Annotated in this window: 13 protein-coding genes; 4 read left to right on the plus strand and 9 right to left on the minus strand. The window is 70.0% G+C overall.

Annotated features, from left to right (window positions below):
* Window positions 1–180 precede the first annotated feature (180 nt).
* Window positions 181–549: an effector-associated constant component EACC1 gene (locus LADH09A_RS18630; RefSeq protein ID WP_238646741.1), complete on the plus strand. Its 369-nt coding sequence runs from the start codon at window positions 181–183 to the stop codon at window positions 547–549.
* A 48-nt stretch (window positions 550–597) separates the two neighbouring features.
* On the opposite strand, the gene LADH09A_RS18635 is transcribed toward LADH09A_RS18630, so the two are convergent.
* A complete protein-coding gene (locus LADH09A_RS18635; protein ID WP_238646742.1) occupies window positions 598–1941 on the minus strand; it encodes a glycoside hydrolase family 18 protein in 1344 nt (447 codons plus the stop codon).
* Window positions 1942–2087: 146 nt separating this feature from the next.
* Here LADH09A_RS18635 and LADH09A_RS18640 point away from each other — a divergent pair, with 146 nt between their 5' ends.
* Window positions 2088–2972: a bile acid:sodium symporter family protein gene (locus LADH09A_RS18640; RefSeq protein WP_238646743.1), complete on the plus strand. Its 885-nt coding sequence runs from the start codon at window positions 2088–2090 to the stop codon at window positions 2970–2972.
* Between the two features lie 49 nt (window positions 2973–3021).
* Here the strand turns inward: LADH09A_RS18640 and LADH09A_RS18645 are convergent, their stop codons facing one another.
* Window positions 3022–3441 (minus strand): PPOX class F420-dependent oxidoreductase, encoded by a 420-nt coding sequence (locus LADH09A_RS18645; RefSeq protein WP_238646744.1) that lies wholly within the window; start codon window positions 3439–3441, stop codon window positions 3022–3024.
* Between the two features lie 156 nt (window positions 3442–3597).
* On the opposite strand from LADH09A_RS18645, the gene LADH09A_RS18650 reads away from it, so the two are divergent.
* Window positions 3598–4491, plus strand: a complete 894-nt coding sequence (locus LADH09A_RS18650) for an NAD-dependent epimerase/dehydratase family protein (RefSeq protein ID WP_238646745.1) — start codon at window positions 3598–3600, stop codon at window positions 4489–4491.
* Between the two features lies 1 nt (window position 4492).
* Here the strand turns inward: LADH09A_RS18650 and LADH09A_RS18655 are convergent, their stop codons facing one another.
* The 6 genes from LADH09A_RS18655 to LADH09A_RS18680 form a co-directional block, all read right to left on the minus strand.
* The gene (locus tag LADH09A_RS18655; protein WP_238646746.1) at window positions 4493–5431 is read right to left on the minus strand and encodes a glycoside hydrolase family protein; all 939 of its coding nucleotides are present in this window, start codon (window positions 5429–5431) and stop codon (window positions 4493–4495) included.
* 313 nt (window positions 5432–5744) lie between these two features.
* Window positions 5745–6587: a carbohydrate ABC transporter permease gene (locus LADH09A_RS18660; protein WP_238646747.1), complete on the minus strand. Its 843-nt coding sequence runs from the start codon at window positions 6585–6587 to the stop codon at window positions 5745–5747.
* Entirely contained in the window at window positions 6577–7542 is a 966-nt protein-coding gene (locus tag LADH09A_RS18665) for a carbohydrate ABC transporter permease (protein WP_238646748.1), read from the minus strand. The genes LADH09A_RS18660 and LADH09A_RS18665 overlap by 11 nt, the downstream gene beginning before the upstream one ends.
* A gap of 10 nt (window positions 7543–7552) precedes the next feature.
* Window positions 7553–8827, minus strand: coding sequence for an ABC transporter substrate-binding protein (locus LADH09A_RS18670; protein ID WP_238646749.1), 1275 nt, complete (start codon window positions 8825–8827; stop codon window positions 7553–7555).
* Window positions 8828–8839: 12 nt separating this feature from the next.
* Entirely contained in the window at window positions 8840–10465 is a 1626-nt protein-coding gene (locus LADH09A_RS18675) for an FAD-dependent oxidoreductase (RefSeq protein WP_238646768.1), read from the minus strand.
* Between the two features lie 20 nt (window positions 10466–10485).
* Window positions 10486–11526 carry a LacI family DNA-binding transcriptional regulator gene (locus tag LADH09A_RS18680; RefSeq protein WP_238646750.1) on the minus strand — a complete coding sequence of 347 codons (1041 nt, stop codon included), beginning with the start codon at window positions 11524–11526 and terminating at the stop codon, window positions 10486–10488.
* Window positions 11527–11846: 320 nt separating this feature from the next.
* Here LADH09A_RS18680 and LADH09A_RS18685 point away from each other — a divergent pair, with 320 nt between their 5' ends.
* Entirely contained in the window at window positions 11847–12875 is a 1029-nt protein-coding gene (locus LADH09A_RS18685) for a glycoside hydrolase family protein (protein ID WP_238646751.1), read from the plus strand.
* Window positions 12876–12936: 61 nt separating this feature from the next.
* Here the strand turns inward: LADH09A_RS18685 and LADH09A_RS18690 are convergent, their stop codons facing one another.
* Complete coding sequence (locus LADH09A_RS18690) at window positions 12937–15447, minus strand: pectate lyase family protein (RefSeq protein WP_238646752.1); 2511 nt, start codon at window positions 15445–15447, stop codon at window positions 12937–12939.
* Window positions 15448–15495 lie beyond the last annotated feature (48 nt).

The following is a 15495-nucleotide window of genomic DNA, read 5'->3' on the forward strand; positions in this document are numbered from 1 at the left end:
GACGATGGGGCCATGTCTCGGGTTCCCTTCCTGGGGAAAGCCTCGCAGTGGCCGGAGCCTATGAACCGTCGATGCGCCGGTCAAGCTTCGATCGACTTCGGTGAGTGCACGGGGTGCCGGAGGCGGGGCCGACTGGCAGGATGGCGGGGTGGGGTCCACCTCGCCCGGAAGGAGGAGACAGTGTCGGCGTCTCTGCAGATGATCACGCTCTCGGTCTTTCCGGATCTCCCGTCCGCCGACGCTCGGCGCTCGCTGGCGTCCTGGTTGCGCGCGGAGGACCGGCTGCGCGACGGGGTGACCAGCACGCCGCCGGAGGAGACACCGGCGGGCGGCACGGAGGTGCTGCGGGTGGCGGCCGACGACGCTGGCACCGTCATGGTGCTGGTGCAGGCGATCGCCGACTGGCTGACCCATCGCCGTGACGACGTGACGGTCCGGCTCAGCCGTGCCGACGGCTGGTCGGCCGAGGTGGACGTCCACCGGGCTCGGGACATGGACGAGGTCACCGCGCTCATCGAGGCCGCCGTGCGCGGGGTCTCCCCCGGGTAGGGTGCGCCGCCCGCGACCCGGTGGTCACGGGCGGCGCGTCGCGTACGCCTACCAGGTGGTCAGGCCGAGGCCGATCGTCTTGGTCAGCGTGGCGTTGTCGTCGTCGCCGTCCAGCGACCAGATCATCGCTCCGGCCAGGCCGGCACGGCGGATGTAGAGCGTCTTCTGCAACACGACCGCCGGGTCGTCGTACGTCCAGAACGTCGTACCGTCGAACAGCCAGGCGTGCCCGGCCCGGAGGTCGCGGTGCACGGTGTAACCGTTGCCGGCCAGGTTTTTGAGGTTCTTGTAGTCCTCGTAGCCGGCCTCGAAGGTGGCCGGCGCCGGCGCGGTGGCCGGCTTGAAGAGGCCGTTGCCGCCGCCGGTGACGCCGGTCCAACCCCGACCGTAGTACGGGATGCCGAGCACGAGCTTGTCGCGGGGCGCGCCCCGGGCGATCCAGCCGTCGATGGCCACCTCGACGGAGAAGTCCGGGTTGTCCGGCGAGCCCGCCGGTACGCGCAGCGCCGACTGCTGGTTGGCCACGGCCTCCCAGCCGCCGTGGAAGTCGTACCCCTGCACGGTGGCGAAGTCCAGGTACTTGAAGATCTTGCGACCCTCGTACCCGGCGTCCATGGTGGCCGGGTTGGCCGGCAGGAAGGCGGTCAGCGGGTGGTGCGCCCGGGTGGTGCGCCCGTACGCGTCGAGCTGCCGGCGGAACTCGGCCAGCAGCTTGGTGAAGTTCTCCCGGTCCTCCGGGCGGATGACGTTGCCAGGCTCACCCGCCCAGTTCGGCCACTCCCAGTCGAGGTCGATGCCGTCGAAGACACCGGTCCCGGCCCCCGGGCCGCCGACGGCGCCGTCCCCGCCCGGCAGGTTGCCCTTCAGGTAGAGGTCGATGCAGGACGCGACGAACGCCTTGCGGGAGGCGTCGGTGCGGGCGGCGTTCGAGAAGTACGTCGACCAGCTCCATCCACCCAGCGAGATCAGCACCTTGAGCTTGGGGTGCTTGGCCTTCAGCTTGGCGAGCTGGCCGAAGTTGCCGTTGAGTGCCTGGCCCGGGGCGTCCGCGACGCCGTCGACGCTCTCCTCGGCGGGGACGGGCCGCTGGTAGTCGGCCCAGGCGTCGCCCTCGCCCGGCCCGCCGTCCACGAAGCAGCGGCCGTCCTCGCTGACGTTGCCGAAGGCGTAGTTGACGTGGGTGAGGCGGCTGGCCGCCCCGGACGTGTCGAGCTTCTTGACCGGGAAGGCCCGGCCGTAGATGCCCCACTGGGTGAAGTAGCCGACGCGGTGGTAACCGGCGCGGCGCTCCTTGTTGTCGCCCGCGCTCGCGGCGCTGGGCGGGGCGGCGGTGAACAGCAGGGCCGCCAGGGTGACGACGGCGGTGAGGCGGCGGTGGCGGAATGGTCGCATCGGCACACTCCTACGAGGGCATCAGGCAGAATTAGTAAAGATACTTATCTGATTGATGAAGTTAAGCCGATCACCGTCCGGGGTCAAGAGCGCTCAGCCACATGGGGGATTGTGACGGCGTTACCCGGTGGTAACGATGTTGTGCCATGGACTCCGCCCTGACTCTGATCGGCCTGCCCATCGCCCTCGGCATCATCATGCTCGGTCTGGGTCTCGGACTGACCATCGCGGACTTTCGCCGGGTGGCCCAGCATCCACGCGCCGCCGTCATCGCCCTGGTGTGCCAGGTGTTGGTGCTGCCGGCGCTCTGCTTCTGCCTCGTCCTCGCGTTCGACCTGGCACCCGAACTGGCCGTCGGCATGATGCTGCTGGCCGCCTCGCCCGGCGGCACGACGGCGAACCTCTACAGCCACCTGTTCGGCGGCCACGTGGCCCTGAACATCACCCTGACCGCCATCAACTCGGTGCTCGCCGTGTTCACCCTGCCGATCCTGGTCAACCTGTCGGCGGCGTACTTCCTGCCCGAGGGCAGGAGCATCGGCCTGCAGTTCGACAAGGTGGTGCAGGTCTTCGCCATCGTGCTCGTCCCGGTCGCGATCGGCATGCTGGTCCGGGCCCGGCTGCCGCACGTCGCCGAGCGGCTGAACCGCCCGGTCCGGATCCTCTCCGTCGTCGTGCTCGTCGCGGTGATCGCCGGGGCCGTGCTCGGGGAGCGGGAGAACATCGCCGACTACTTCGTCTCGGTCGGCCTGGCCGTGCTCGCGTTCAACCTGCTCAGTCTCGCCATCGGGTACGGGGTGCCGCGACTCGCCGGCGTCGAGCGAAGCGCGGCGACGGCCGCCGGGTTCGAGATCGGCATCCACAACAGCACCCTGGCCATCACGATCGCGCTCAGCCCGGCGCTGCTCAACAGCACGCAGATGGCGATCCCGGGCGCCGTCTACGGCATCGTCATGTTCTTCACCGCGGCGGCCTTCGGCTACCTGGTGACCCGGGTCGGCACCCGGTCGGCCGCGACCCTGACACCCTGACGGGGGTGGTGCTGGCCCGGTCGACCCTGCGGCGGACCGGGCCAGCCGCTCAACCGACCTGGTCGTTGTCCTTGAGTGCGCCCCAGCCGTGCCAGCGGTCGATCTCGATCAGGGCGCTGACCCGGGCGCGCTCCCGCCGCGGGTACGCGTTGCCGGTGTAGTGCTGCGACAACCGGTCGATGTCCGCGAGGTCCTCGTCGGCCCGCAGCTCGACGACGTGCCCGATGATGCTGACGTGGGTGTACCAACCGGCCTCGTCGAGGACGGTGAGGGACACCCGCGGGTCGTTGCGGACGTGGTCCAACCGACGGCGGCTCTCATCCATGTTGACCAGGATCCGGCCGTCGTCCCACAGGTACCAGGTGGCGGCGGACACCGGTTGACCACCATTGCGAAGCGTGGTCATGACAGCCGGGTTCGGCTTCTGGAGCATGGCGACCGCAGCCTCGGGAAGCGGTGGCTTGGACATGAGGTCTCCTCGTCGCGTCGGCGTTTTACCCCTGCACGTTACGCACCCGCCGGTTCCGGCCGCGCTCGGTTCGGCATCGTGGCGTGGTGGCGCTGCCATCCGGCCGGGCCCCCACCCGACTGCCGGGCACCGACCGCCGCCGGAGAGGATGGGGTCATGACCGATGCTGCACTTCCGAGGCGTGTTGTCGTCACCGGGGCCACCGGCAAGCTCGGCCGCGCCGTGGTCGCCCACCTGCGTGCCGTGGGCGTCGACGTGCTGGCGGTGGACCGGGCCGGCGGTCGCGACCCCCGGGACGTGACCGGCGAGTTCCTCCTGGTCGACCTGACCGACTACGGGCAGGTGGTGGAGGCGTTCACCGGAGGCGCCGACGAGCACGCCGGTGGCATCGACGCGGTCGTGCACCTGGCGGCGGTCCCGGCCCCGGGGCTGATGTCGAACGCGACCACGTTCGCCAACAACTCCGCCGCCACGTACAACGTCTTCGCCGCGGCCAGGGCGGCCGGGATCAGGCGGGTCGTCTGGGCGTCGAGCGAGACGGTCCTCGGGCTGCCGTTCGACACCCCACCGCCGTACGCGCCCGTGGACGAGGAGTACGCGCCGCGCCCCGAGTCCACGTACTCGTTGAACAAGGCCCTTGAGGAGGAGATGGCGCGGCACTTCTGCCGCTGGGACCCGGAGCTGGTCATGGTGGGTCTGCGCTTCTCCAACGTGATGGACGTCGAGGACTACGCCCCGTTCCCGTCCTTCGACGCCGACCCGCTGCTGCGCCGCTGGAACCTGTGGGGCTACATCGACGCCCGGGACGCAGCCCAGGCGGTCGAGCGCGCACTCGCCCACGACCAGCCCGGCGCCGACGTGTTCATCATCGCCAACGCCGACACCGTCATGACCAGGTCCAGCGCGAGCCTGATGGCCGAGGTCTACCCGGGCGTCGAGATCCGTGGGGAGCTGGGCGAGCACGAGACGCTGCTCAGCATCGACAAGGCCCGCCGGGTGCTGGGGTACGAGCCACAGCACTCCTGGCGGGACCACGTGGATCAGCTCTAGGTCAGCGGGCCGCCTGGTAGGCGCGCCCGACGGCGGTCGCCTCGCTGCCGGTGCGGAAGAGCCCGGTCTGGTCCTTGTCCGTGGCGGGCAGGCCGAACCACGCGTACCGCTGGAGCCAGGACAGGCCGCCCAGCATCCGGGTCGCCGCGGTGAGGAACGCGGCCTGCTGCGCCTGGGTCGGGAAGCGAACGCCGTTGGAAAAGTCGATCAAAGCGAACTCGGTGAGCCAGACCGGCAGCTGGTAGCGGTCGTGCACCGCCTGCAGGTACGACCTGAGCTGGTTGACCGCGTTGGCGGTGGTGAAGTCGCCGCCGTACCAGTGCAGGGCGATGAAGTCGACGCGGTAGCCGCGCTGCTTCGCGCCGGCCATGAAGCGGTCGAGCCACTCGCCCGGGCGGTCACCGCCCCAGGCCACCGCGGGGCTGCCCAGCGGGAGACCGGTCGCCTGCAGCTGCGGCCACAGGTCCAACGCCTGCTCCACGGTCATCTCCGCCTGACCCTTCAGGTCCGGCTCGTTGAACCCGAGCAGGTACCTGCCGTTCTTCTTGGCCTGTTGCAGGTTGGTGGCGGTGACGCTCTTCGCCCCCCAGATCATCGGGACGAACTCGGCGCCCTTCGGGCTGGTGACGCCCTGGTGTGCCACGTCCCAGGTGTAGTACCAGCTCGCTCCGGAGCTGGCCAGCGCCTGGTTGACGCCGTCGAAGGTCCACACCCCGACACCCTTGCGCTTCGAGGTCGCCGCGGGTGCCGCCGGGGCGACCGGACGGCCGGTCGTCGGCTTCGCCGTCGGCGTCGGGGTCGGGGTCGCTCCGGTCGGGCTCGGCGTGGCAGTGGGGGTGGTCGCGGTGGCAGGTGCGGAAACCGCGCCGGTGGCCAGCAGCTCGTCGACGGCCTGTGGGGCCGCCGCGGGAGCGGATGCCGGCCCGGTCGGTTGGACCACGACAACCACCCCGGTCACCAGTACGACGACCACGGCGGCCACGGCGAGGGGCCACAGCAGACGCCTCGCACCGACCGGGAGGCGGCCCAGTAACCCGCGTCGGGGTTCCGCGTGGACGCCCCGATTCCCCTTCGCGGCGTCCGTACCACCCTGACCGGCTGTGCGCATCGTCTCGACTCCTCCGTGTGGTCGCATCGCTACCCGATGCTGTGGTGGCGGGAGATCTTGCCACCACCTTCCCCTCAGGAGACTGGCCGCCCGTACCGGGATAACAGTTTCTGCCCGGGTGAGCGGCGCTCGCGCACCCGGTGGGTCATCCCTTCAGTCCGGTGTGGGCGAGGCCCTCGATGAACTGCCGCTGCGCGATGACGAACACGACCAGGACCGGGAGCGCCGTCATCGAGGCCGCCGAGAGCTGGACGTCCCACATCGGGCCGCCGTACGCGTCGACGAACTGGGTCAGCGCCTGCGGCAGGGTGAACTTCTCCGGGGTGGACAGGAAGACGATCGGCTCCAGGTAGAGGTTCCAGCTGTGCAGGAAGGTGAAGATCGCCACCGCGCCGAGGGCGGGGCGGGCCAGCGGCAGCGCGATCCGCCAGAAGGTCGCCAGCCGGCCGAGGCCGTCCACCCGCGCCGCCTCCTCCAACTCGGTGGGCAGGGTGATGAAGAACTGCCGCATGATGAAGGTGGCCAGCACACTGGGCGCGCCGAGCATCGGCACCAGGATCAACGGCCAGTGGGTGTCGATCAGGTCGACCGAGTTGAACATCTGGAACAACGGCACGATGGTCACCTCGCTCGGGATCAGCAGGCCCACCAGCACCAGCAGGAAGAGCGCGTGCTGACCACGGAACCGGATCCGGGCGAACGCGTAGCCGGCCAGCGACGAGACCGCGAGGGTGCCGACGGTGACCACCGCGGCGATGTACGCGCTGTTGAGGTACTGCCGCGCGAACGGCTGCAGCTCGAACACCTGCCGGTACGCCGAGAAACTCAGGTCGGTGGGGATCAGCGACGGGGGAAAGGCGAAGATGTCGCCGACCGGTTTGAACGACGAGGTGATCATCCACCAGGTGGGGAAGACGAACGGGACGGCCAGCAGACAGATCAGCCCGTAGATCGCCACCCGGGCCCGCAACGGCAGCCTATTGTTCATGGAAGACCCACTTCCTGCGCATACGCCACTGCACGATGGTCAGCGTCAGCACGATCAGAAACAGCAGGACCGACAGCGTCGAGCCGTAGCCGAACTGGTGGAACTGAAACGCCTGCTGGTACAGGTAGTAGACGAGCACCGTGGTCGAGGTGCCCGGGCCGCCCTGGGTGAGCACGGCGATCTGGGCGAAGACCTGTAGCGCGCCGACCACGGTGATGATCGAGGTCAGCAGGATGGTCGGGCTGATCAGCGGCACGGTGATCCGACGGAACTGGGTCCACCGGCTCGCACCCTCGACCCGGGCCGCCTCGTACAGCTCGGCGGGGACGCCCTGCAACGCGGCGAGGAACAGCACCATGTTGAGGCCGACGTTCTTGACCACCTGCACGACGATCACCGACAGCAGCGCGGTCCACTCGCCGCGCAGCCAGTTGGGGCCGTCCAGGCCGACCGCGCCGGCCACCCCGTTCACACCGCCGTTGTCCTGCAACAGGAAACCCCAGACGATCGTCCAGGCGACCAGCGAGACCACCACGGGGGAGAAGAACAGCGTCCGGAACACCACCGTGCCGCGCAGCCGCTGGTTGAGCAGCACGGCGAGGAGCAGGGCGAGGGCGAGGTTGAACACGACCAGGCCGACCGAGAAGAACAGCGTCGTACGGAGCACGCCCGGCAGCTTCGGGTCGTCGACCAGTTCGCGGTAGTTGTCCGTGCCCACGAAGTCGAACGTGTCCGCGAGCACGTTCCACTCGTGCAGGCTGTACCAGACCACCAGGCCGAGTGGCAGCAGCACGAACAGCAGGGTGCCCACCAGCTGTGGTGTCACGAAGAGCAGGCCGGCCACCTGGTCGCGTCGGCGACTCGTCCACCATCCGCGCCGTCGGGGCGCCGTCGTGCCGCCCGGGGCGGGCCGGGGGTCGGCCCGGCCCGCCACGTCGTCCGTCAGGACCGGCATCGGTGATCCCCTACTTCGCCAACAGCGGGTTGATCGCCGAGCAGACCCCGTCGAGCACGGCCCGCACGTCGGCGTCGGCCTTCCACATCGGGTCCAGCGCCGACCGTACGGCCTGGCTCAGCTCGGCCTGGCCGGTGTGGTTGGGCTTCACCACCCCGTTGGCGATCCCGTCGATCACCACGCTCTGCAACTGCTCCGGCTTGAGCAGGGGATTGGTCTTGGCCAGCGTCGCGGCGGTGAGCAGGGGGGTACGCGGCGGCGGGAAGAACTGCGCCAGCTTGGCGGAGTTGGCGGGGTTGGTGAGGAAGGCCAGGAAGTCGGCGGCGACGTCGGCGTGCTTGCCCTTCTTCAACACACCCATGCCGCCCTGGCCGATCACCGAGTAGTCGCCCTTCGGGCCGGCCGGCAACGGCACCAGGTCCCAGCCGAACTTCTGCTTCTCCAGCAGCGAGGCCCGGGAGATCTGAGTGATCGTCATGCCGGCCTCGCCGGCGAAGAAGTCGGCGGCGGTGCCCGGGCCCGGCAGCGCCTTCGCGGTGAAGATCGCCCGGTGCAGGAAGGTCATCGCGTCGACCATCTCGGCGGCGTTGAAGCCGCAGGTCTTGCCGTCCGCGCTCCACGCCTGGGCGCCCCAGCCGGTCCAGATGGTGGAGAGGTTGTCCCAACCCTTGTAGTCGAAGTCCCGCACCACCAGCCCTGCCTTGCCGGTCCTGGAGTTCACCGCGGAGGCGGTGGCCACGGCGTTCTCCCAGGTCCAGGAATCAGCGGCGATCAGCTCCGCCGGGCTCTTCGCGCCGGAGGCCTTGACCAGGTCGGTGTTGACGAAGATGCCGAACGGCGAGGTGGAGAAGGGGTAGCCGTAGAGCTTGCCGTCGGACTGCCACAGTTTCGTCGCGGCCGGCGCCAGCTCGTCGAAGGCGTACCCGTCGGTCTTGCGCAGGGTCTCGTCCAGCGGCAGCAGCGCGCCCGAGGAGACGAAGTCCGGGGCCGCGTTCTCCAACACCCAGGCCAGGTCCGGCGGGTTACCACCGGCGATCTGGGTGGTCAGCGTGGTGGTGTAGCTCTCGAACGGGATCGGGTCGAACTTGATCTCCGCGACGTTCGGGTGACTGCTGCGATACTCCGCGGCGATCTCGTTGAACAGCTTCAGGTGTGCCTCGTTGGCCGACCAGGTGGTCATCCGCAGCGAGACCGGGCCGTCGGAGCCGGCGCTGTCGCCGCCGCCGCAGGCGGTAAGGCCGACCATCGCGGCGAGCGCGACGACGGCCGTCAACCGTTTCCTCATCAGGATTCTCCCTCAGTAGCCGGCGATGTCGGGCCAGCGCAGCTCGACGCCCTCGTCGGCGAGGCGGTTCTGGAAGTCGGCCAGCAGGCCGGGGTTGTAGCGCACCGCGCGGGGGGTGACCCGGCGGGCCAGGCAGAAGTCCGCGAGCAGACCGGCGACCTCGCCGATGTTCCACTCCACGGGGTGCAGGCGGTACGAACCGTTGGTGATGTGGGTGGTGCCGATGTTCTTCCCGGCGGGCAGCAGGTTCTCCACCCGTCGGGGGATCAGGGCGCCGAGTGGGATCTCGAAGGGACACGAGGCCACGTCCACGTAGTTGTCCCCGCCGGTGGACGGGTGCAGGTCGATGCGGTACATGCCGACGCCGACCGCGTCCGGGTAGCTGACCGCGCCCTTGTCGCCGCGTACCGCCAGGGAGAGGTCCTGCTCGACGACGGTGTACTCGGCGCGGATGCGCCGCGCCTCCCGGATGTACGGGGCCTGGGCCAGCCCACTGTGCGCGACGTCGCCGCCGGTGCTGATGCCGCCGTTGCCGGTGACGTCACCGCGCAGCCGCAGCCCGGGGAAGCCGGTGCCACCGTCCGCGCGGGGTGCCTCGGTCTGCAACCAGTAGAGCTCCGACAGGGACAACTCCCGGGCCGCCGCGACCTGCCCGGCGGGGTCGGGCACGTCGATCAGCGGCTGCTCGAAGTAGTCGATCATCGGCCAGTTGACCAGGCAGATGTCGCTGTCGTAGCTGCCCGGGACGAAGCTGCGCCGCGCGGCGATCCGGCGGAACGTCCACAGGTTGCCGTCGCCCGGGCTCAGCCGCTGGTCGGCCATCACCAGCCACGGGTCGTCGTCCGGGTTGGGGGTGAAGCTGCGCTCGGAGATCTCCAGGGTGCGCGGGTTGGGTGACCGGAAGGAGAGCATCCGGTCGCCCCAGAACGGCGGCTGGTACGCCCGCCAGAAGTCATAGCGGGCCGGCCGGTCGATGGTGTGGTCGCCGTCGACGTGGTCGACCGCGAAGCACACCGAGAACGCCTGCATGTTGTCCGGCTGCGCCTCGTCCGGCGCGCTCGGCTCCCCGGTCTCGCCGCGCGACTCGAAGCCGGTGACGTACTCGGTGCCGGTCAGTGGCAGCAGCTCGCCGGTCTCGGTGGCGTCCAGCACGTACGGCGCGACGACGTGCACCCGTTCGCCGCTGTCCCGGTGCGCCAGGGTCACCCCGGTCACCCGGTCGCCGTCGGTGTCGGCGTCGACCGGCAGGTACGGCTGGAGCAGCCGCAGCCGACCGGCACCCCGGTACGGTGCGAGCATCGCCTCCAGCACCGCGACCGCGACCCGTGGCTCGTGGCAGAGTCGACTGACGTGCCCGGCCCCCGGGTTGAGGGCGGTGGCCTGACGGGCCCGGTCGGTCAGCGGATAGTAGGCGCGGTAGTAGTCCCGGATGCCGTCGCGCAGCCTCCGGTAGCTGGCGGTGACGCCGAACTGCTCGACCCAGGAGTGCTCGTCGGGCGGTACGGCCTGGCTGGTGAGCTGACCGCCGAGCCAGTCGTACTCCTCGGTGAGCACCACCGAGCGGCCGGCGCGCAGCGCGGCCAGGGCAGCGGCGACGCCGCCCAGTCCGCCGCCGACGATCAGTACTTCGGCCTGCATGTCTGGCAAGAGCTGTCCTTTCACGGGGTCGCCCTGGGGGGCGCGAGGGTTGCACCGTCGACGGGTTGGCACGGCACCAGCCGCTGGGGCGCTGTCTCCGGGTCCGCCTCCAGCAGCCCGGTCAGTACCTCGACGGCCTGCCAGCCCATCTCCCGGCGGGGGATGCGGAAGCCGGTGAAGTCGATGTCGGTGCTGGCCGGTCGGGTCGGGTCGCCGAGGGCCAGGATGGACAGGTCGCCCGGGACGTCGAGGCCTCGCTCGCGGGCGAGCTGGGCGATGGCCACGCCGTCGGCGTACTCCTCGACGACCGCCGCGGTGACGCCCGCCGCCAGCAGGGTGTCGAGCAGGTCGGCGGGGGACCGGTCGGTGGTCGGCAGGTGCAGCGGTGTGCGCCCGGCCGCGTCGAGTGCGGCCTGGAATCCACGCATCCGGTCGGCGTGCGACTCCGGACCGGCGCCCTGACCGAGGTAGGCCAGGGCGGTGTGACCGGCGGTCAGGGCCCGGCGCACGACGGCGGCGGTGGCGGGGGGGTAGTCCGCGCCGACGTACGGCACCGGCCCGCCCGCGTCGTCGCGGCGACCGACCGAGACGAACGGCTGCCCCTCGGTGACCAGCCGGGCCAGCTCGTCGCGGTCCAGCGACCGACCGAGCAGGACGCAGCCGTCGGCCAGGCGCAGCCGGTTGTCGTCGTGGAAGATCCGCCGCCGGCCGCCCGCCACCGGGGCGCTGGTGAGCAGCAGCAGGTCGCAGCCGAGCCGTTCGGCGCACTCCTCGATGCCGACCAGGAACGGGTGGTAGAAGTCGCCGGTGCCGGTCGGGAAGACCGGTTCGTAGGTGAACACGCCGAGGATGCGGTTGTGCCGGGCGGCGAGACGACGGGCGACCGGGTCGGCGACGTAACCCGTGGTGCGAATGGCGTGCAGGACCCGCTCCCGGGTTTCCGGGGCGATGCGGACGTTGCCGTCGTCGCGGCCGTTGAGCACCAGCGAGACGGTCGCCTGGCTGACGCCGGTCATCCGGGCGATGTCGTGCTGGGTGACCCGCCTGCGCGAACCAGTCACGTTCCGTGTCCAATCGTTACCGAGGTAATACGCATTAGCGTCGGTGAGGTGAAATGGTGCGGCCCACCCGGTGTCGCCGTCAAGACCCACACGCCGAGAATTTCTTCGACGAATGTCCCTCGATAATTCGTATTAGCACCTTGACGGTCGAGTCAGGACACGGCCAGACTCGTTGGCATCCACCCCGACTGCCGGCCTGGCAGCCAGATCACTGACAGTGACACTGGCCGCGCCCTCGTCCGCGCCCTCCGGGCTGCCGCCGCAGGTCGCCACCCCCGCAACACGATCGACGAGCGTCCTCTCACGATCGGAGACACCAGATGGCACATCCGTACCCGAATGCGTCCTCGGCCCGGCCCCCGGAGCTGAGCCGGCGGGGCCTGTTGCGCGGCGCGGCGCTGCTCGGCGCCGCCTCCGCCACCGGCGGCGTCGGCGCCCTGCTTCCGGGCGCGCCGGCGTTGGCCGGACCGGCCGGCTTCCCCAGCTACCGGTACGTCCGCGACGCGTTCGACCGCCCACTGGCCTACAACCCCACCGGCGAGACGATCTTTCCCTGCGTACGGGGGGTCTACGACAAGATCACCGGTGCCAAGGGGCGTTACTACCTCTACTACGCCCCGCACGACGCGCCCGGCGGAATCTGCCTCGCCTACGCCGACCGGCTGGAGGGCCCCTACACCGAGCATCCCGGCAACCCCATCGTGGACCGGGTGCTACCCACCACGACGGTCAGCCACGTCTCGTCGCCGCACGTCGTCTGGAACGCCTCCAGCAGGGAGTTCTTCCTCTACTTCCACGGCGAGAACACCACCACCCGGGTGGCCCGGTCCCGCGACGGCATCACCTTCGGCGACGAGACGCCGATCCTGAGCACCAGACTCGTGCCGAACACCACCGAGACCTCGTACGCCCGGGTATTCGAGCATCGGGTCACCGGGCTCGGCAACAAGTACGTGATGCTCTACATGGGTGCGCACACCGTCCGGCCGGGCACCCGCAAGATCTTCTGGGGCTGGTCGCCGAACGGCTGGGACCAGTGGCAGTTCGCACCGGATCCGCTGGTCTCGCCAGCCGGTGACGGCCTCAGCGACATCTCCGCACCGCACCTGCTCACCCGCAACGGCACCGCGTACGTCGTCTACCACGGCGGCGACGGGCGGATGCACCTCACCGAGGTCGGCAACGCCTTCGACCGGGAGGTGCACCTCGGGGTGTTCCACAGCCCGATCGCCTCCGACAACGGTCGGGTCGCGTCTCCGAGCTTCGGCACCGACGGCGGGGTGGGCTACATGATCTACGAGGCGGGCCCCCGCCTGGACGCGAGGATCTGCGTGGCCCGGGCGATCTGACCGGCCGGCCACGCCCACGGGAGTGGGGCGACGGTCAGGTGACCGCCGCCCCACCGACGGATCAGACCGTGATGCGTCCGGCGCCGGCACCCGCGGTGACGCTCGCCTTCACGCCGCTGGCGGCGTCGAGCTGGTAGGAGTACGGGATGGCGGCGACGTCCCCGGCGCTCTCCGGCGCGCCGGAGTTGACGAAGACGTTGTCGCGCTGGACGAGGTCGCCCGGGTCCGATTCGGCGTAGCCGACCGCGGTCGGCCGGGTCACGTTCTCGAAGTAGTTGCCCTCGACGAGCACGCCCGCGCCCATGGTGGACGCCACGCCGTAGTCCGCCCCGAAGTAGTAGTTGTTGAACACGTGCACCGGGTCACCGAACCGGACCCGGGGGTGCCGCTCCTTGCTGCCGTCGAACCAGTTGTGGTGGTAGGTCACCCGCAGGTGCCCGATGTCGGCGGTGAAACCGTCGTCGTGGCCCAGCAACATGCTCTTGGTGTGGTTGGTGACCCGGTTCCACGAGACGGTCACGAAGTCCGACTCGCGCTTGACGTCCAACGCGCCGTCGTAACCGCCGTCGAAGGTGTTGTGGTCGATCCAGACGTTGCGCGAGTTCTGCACGTTGACCGCGTCGTCGTCCCAGCCCCGGAAGGTGAGGTTGCGGATGATGACGTTGGTGGCGCTGCTGACGTTCAGGCCGTTGTCCAGCGTGGCGTTGCCGACGCCCAGCACGGTCTTGTTGGAGCGGACGTCGTTCATCTTGTCCGGCATGGTGAGTGAGCCCTGCACCCGGATGATCAGCGGTGCCGCCGACTCCAGGGCGTCGGCGAGCGCCGCGCCGTCGGAGACGGTGACCGTCTGGCCACCCGCGCCGCCGGTGGTGCCGCCGTTCTGGGTGGCCCAGCCGACCAGGCCGGTCTGCGGCGGGTTCGTCGGGGGATCGGTCGGGTCGGTCGGCGGATCGGTCGGGTCGGTCGGCCCGCCGGGCAGGCCGACCTTGCCCACCCCGGCCTGCGCGGTCACGAGGGCCTTGATGTCGCAGGCGGTGGTGATGGTGTACGCGTACGGCGGGTTCGTCACGCTGCCGCCGGTCTCACCCGCGGGCGTGTTGACGAGGCAGTTGTTGCGGGCGACCAGGCGGCCGGGGCCGGAGGACGCCTCGGCCAGGTGGTACGGGTCGTCGACGTTCTCGAAGTAGTTGCCCTCCACGATCACGCCGGAGTTCTCCGTCGCGGCGACGCCGTAGTCACCGGTGTTGAGGTAGTAGTTGCTGTAGACGTGCACCTGGTCGCCGAAGCGGACGCGGGGGTTGCGCTGGCGGGTCTCGTCGAAGAAGTTGTGGTGGTAGGAGACCTTCAGCCGCCCGGTGTCCTGGGCGGCGTTGCCGTCGTCGTGCCCGAGCAGCATGTTCTTGTCGGTGCCGTCGGCGTGGTTGTAGGACACCGTCACGTACGACGACCCGCGCTTGATGTCGAGGCCGCCGTCCGAGCCGGTGGTCCAGGTGTTGTGGTCGATCCAGATGTGGTGGGAGAACATCTGCACGTTCATCGCGTCGTCGGACCAGTTGCGGAAGTTCAGGTTGCGCACGATGACGTTGTGGACGGCGTTCGCCGGCGGGCTGGTGACCGCGTTGTCGATCGGGAGGCCGATGTTGAGGCCGCCACCGGTGAAGCCCGAGTTGGCGCCGAGCCCGACGATCGTCTTGTCCGAGGTGACCTCGTGCATCGGGCCGGGCAGCGAGATCAGACCACTGACCTGGATGATCTTCGGCCCGGCCGAGGCCGCCTCGGCGATGAACTGCGCCGCGGTGGTCACCGTGACGGTCGGGCCGCCGGCCCCACCGGTGGTGCCGTTCTGACCCCAGGCGTCGACCGAGGCCCAGCCGTCGGCCACGTTCGGGCCCGGGTTGCCGGGCGGGTCCGTCGGGTCGGTCGGGTCCGGCCCGGGGGTGGCGCTGGTGACCTGCACGTTGTCGAAGTTCGCGCTGGCGTTGAAGGTGGCGACGCCGATCCGGCCGCTGGCGAACTGGCTGTCGGTCGCCTCGGTCAGCAGCGTGCCGTTGACGTACCCCTTCAGGGAGTTGCCCGCGACGTCGATCCGCAGCGTGTACGCGGTGCCGACCGTCACGGTGGTGTTGGCGCTGTCCAGCGTGGTGCTGGAGCCGCCGCTGAGTCGCTTGAGCTCGACGGTGTTGTTGCTGCGCAGCGCCAGGTAGTAGTAGCTGGTGCTGCTCTGCGCCCTGGCCAGCAGTGCGACGAAGCGGTTGGAGCCGTTGAACGCGGTCGGTTTCACGGTGGCCTGGACCGAGTAGTCGGTCCAGCTCGCCGTGCCGGCCAACGACCGGGCGTCGCTGCTGGTGCCGGACTGCCGGTAGACGCGGGAGCCGTCGGTGGCGACCGCCCAGCTGCCCCCGGACGCGGTCCATCCGGTGGCGTTGCCGTCCTCGAAGTCGTCGCTGAAGAGGGTGTCGGCGTAGGCGCCGGTGGCGCCCATTCCGAGGGCGAGGGCAATCGCGGTGAGCGCTGCCCCGATCGTGATCAGGAGACCTCGGCGATGCCTTCGCCAGGTGTCGGTGGTGTGCACGGAACCTCCTTGGTGGTGGTGATGGTGCGCATCAATCGATGAACATCG

The organism is Micromonospora cabrerizensis (assembly GCF_022230955.1).
Classification (GTDB): Bacteria; Actinomycetota; Actinomycetes; order Mycobacteriales; family Micromonosporaceae; genus Micromonospora; species Micromonospora cabrerizensis.